General features: G+C 60.6%; 1 protein-coding gene. It reads left to right on the forward strand.

Translation table 11 applies throughout. From position 1 onward, the window contains the following. A partial coding sequence (locus P8K07_05630) for a hypothetical protein (GenBank protein ID MDG1958005.1) occupies window positions 1–3,522 on the forward strand: 3,522 nt, incomplete at its 5' end. Window positions 3,523–3,629 lie beyond the last annotated feature (107 nt).

Here is a 3,629-nt window from a genome sequence, read left to right on the forward strand (position 1 = left end):
TTCACGAAAAACGATCCTTTCTTTCTCGGCGGCTTTACTGCCAATGAAAACTTCAATTTTGGCGTCGTCAGGTATGATCTCGACGGCTCCCTCGACCCTTCTTTTACGCCATCGTGCGCTCCTCTGTTCATCAATTGCACAACGAGCGGTAGTCGGATGTTCGGGTTCCAGTCGAGTTATGACGGAATTCTCACGTATACCTACAGCGACGATAAAGCGGAGGACGTGGTCGTCCGCGCGAGCGATGGTGCGATTTTCGTCGTGGGTGAATCGATCATGCCCGTCGGCGGGAGTCCCTACTCGAAGGGCGCAATCCTCAAGCTGAATCCGGATGGAACCCTCGACAGTAGTTTTGATGGCGATGGGAAGTTGCTGCTGACCATCGCGGGCGGTCAAACCTCGATCTCGGCTGCGGGTCTGCAAAGTGACGGAAAGTTGGTTGTGGCCGGCGAGGCGTGGACGGGCACGTACCGACATATGTTCGTGGCACGAATCCTCGACGATGGAACTCTGGACGGGAGTTTCGGTTGGGGTGGATGGCGCACGACAGACTTCAATCACGATGGGGAAACTCATGTGACACAGGTCAATGATCTTGAAGTTGGATCCGATACGGTCGCTCACGACGACTCAATCACCGTGGTTGGAAACTCCAGGGCGAACACCGAAATCCGGGGTCACGTCGCGATTGCTCGCTTTGAGCCGGATGGGGGGCTTGATGCAAGCTTTGTGGGGATTGCCTCGGGGCGTGTGCTCGAGGAATTTGGAACGATTGAAAGCTCCGCCTACGGCGTCGAGGTTGAACCGGATGGTTCCGTCGTGATTGCCGGGAATATGTATCCTTCAACCAATTCGGTGGGGCTGATTGCTCGTTGGAATGCCTCAGGTGTTCTGCAGGTTTCCTTGCAGAAGGAAGCCGGTGTCGGGTATGCCGGGACTGTCTTTCAGGATCTGGTTCGGATTACACCGAGTGGAGTCTTCTTGGTTGTGGGCTGGGCGAAGGGGGGCACGACCGGTAACGACTCGATCCTCTTTCTAGGAAACGCAGCGATCTCGACCGCGGCAGGACCTCAAGTCCTGTTTGACGGAGCGGGCTACGCTTCAGACGTAACGCTTCTTGGTGAAAGCAACTACATAGTAATCACCGGTGCTTCGTCCGGAGAGGCGGCGATCTACCAAGCCACGTTCGCCATTTGCGGCAACGGCAACGTCGAATCCGGGGAGGACTGCGATGGGGGTGCCTGTTGCGACGAATGCGCTTTTGTCCCGAACGGAACCGTTTGTAATCCGGAAGCTGGTATATGCGATGTCGCCGAGGTCTGCTCGGGGGCTGATGCGACCTGTCCCGCGGACGAGGTGGCCGCTGCCGGTACTGTTTGCAACGTAGCGGTCGGTAGCTGTGATGTTGCCGAAACCTGCGACGGCGTCGCTGTAGACTGCCCCGTTGACGGGTTCGCGGGAGCCGGTACGGTTTGCCAGCCATCTGCCGGCGACTGTGATGTGGCGGAAGAGTGCACCGGGTTGGGCCCGAATTGCCCGGTGGATGACTTTGCTGCAGCGGGGACCGTCTGCAATGCCGCCGCCGGAATCTGCGACGTGGCCGAGGAATGCACCGGCGCAGGACCCGCCTGCCCGGCCGATACGTTCGTAGCCGCCGGCACCGTCTGCAACCCGGTTAATCCTAACCCCCTGGCAGTCTGCGACGTGGCCGAGGAATGTACCGGCGCCGACGCCGACTGTCCTGTCGATGGATACCTGCCCGCGGGCAGCGTCTGCCGAGCCGGTGTGGACCTTTGCGACGCCGACGAGACCTGCACAGGAACGGGCATCTTCTGCCCCGGAGACCTGCCGGAACCGGCAGGGACGCTTTGCCGAGGCGCGGTCGATGCGTGCGATGTGGCCGAAACCTGTGACGGGGTTGCCCCCTCCTGCCCGGCCGATCTCTTCGCTCCCGCAGGGACTCCCGCCCTGGTTCTCTGCGACGACGGGGAAGCATGCAGCGCCGACCTCTGTGACGGCAGCGGCGGCTGCGACAATTCCTCTCCGGCAACCAGCGCCGGGATCGACTTCAACGAAGACGGCTTCATCGATGTCGCCGACGACATCGATTCCGACGGAGACGGCATCCTTGATGCCTGTGACAACTGCACCAACGACTGCAACCCCGACCAACTCGATACCGAGGGGGATTGCGGTGGAGCGGTAGCACCATGGAACCAATCCGGTGCGCCCGAGTGCGGCGACGTCTGCGACGTCTGTCCGGCAAACGACGAGGTAACCTTGGCTCTTGATCCGGCCTGTGCCGTCTTCGACTACAACGCTCCGGATGAATGCTGCGAGGAGGTCGGTACCGGTGTTTCGGTCGGCCCCGCCGGCGAGAGCTGTGGCGGACCCGCCGGGAACACGGAATTTACCGCGACAGGTGCCAACAGTTCCATGTCCATGCGCATTCCTTCGGGCGCCGTCGACGAGGATACCAGCATCTCGGCTGACTCGGTCACCAAGGGCAACGACGAATTCTTTGTCCGTGGGGGCGGCGGGCGCTACGTTGCCGGTTGGGATTTCGGACCGGAGGGCGTCACCTTCGACGCGCCGCTCCAAATCTGCATGACCTGGAACGACGCGGACGACAACGGATTCCTTGACACGTATGAAGGCTACGCTTTCAGGGTAACCGAAGCCAACATCAAGCCGTACCATGTCGACGCGATCAATGGCGAGTTCGCGCTCGCTGACAAGTGCAGCCTGGCACCCTGCGGAGCTTTCGATGGCAACGGGTTTGTCAGTGATTGGGGCCTTCATACCAATACCGGCCTCCCGAACCGGCGCTACGACGAGCCGGATCCCCCGGTCGAAGAGCCGGGGAACCCCATCTTCGATGAGTCAACGCTGGGAGCCTGCTGCGGCGCCACGGAGAACAAGTACTGCTTCGAGGTCAACCACTTCAGCACTTACGCATTCGGCGACCCGAACTGCCGGGCCGAGAATCTCGATCGGAGCAAGCTGAAGGTCGTCAAGCTCAACAAGGAAGTCGGCGAGCAGAAGATCGTATTGAAGACGGAGTTCACGGTACCCGTCAATGAGTCCACGAACCTTCCGGATCCTGCGATCAATCCGATAGCACAGGGCTTCCTTGTCTCGCTGCTCGATACGGAGTCGGACCAGCCGACATTGTGGTCGGCCCTTGCGGAAGCGGGAGCCTTCGACAAGGCAACGAAGTCGGGCTGGAAACGCAATAGCAAGGGTACCGCATTCACCTACAAGGCCAAGAACCGCGCCGACGGCCTCAAGACCGTCGTGATCCAGACCGTCTACAACAAGACTCCGGGCCTCGTGAAGGTCAAGGTCGTCGCCAACAAGGCGGCCGTTGCGATCGATTCGAGCGTGGTCCAGGCGGAAATCAGCCTCGACCCGGCCGGCTTCCTCGATCAATGCGCGAGGACGGATTTTGAGTTGCCGTCGCCAACGGCGAATGGTTTCTGTGCGACCAACGGAAGTGGCACCGCGTTGCTCTGCCGCTAACGCGGTCTCGACCATTGTTGGGAGGTGGGGGCCCAATGCGGCCCTCCCTCTCTTCGGTGGCGAGTCAGGATGGGGTAGCGTTGGGCATCTGCATGAGACTCCCGAAC

The sequence above is a fragment of the Candidatus Binatia bacterium genome, from assembly GCA_029248525.1.
Classification (GTDB): Bacteria; Desulfobacterota; Binatia; order UBA12015; family UBA12015; genus UBA12015.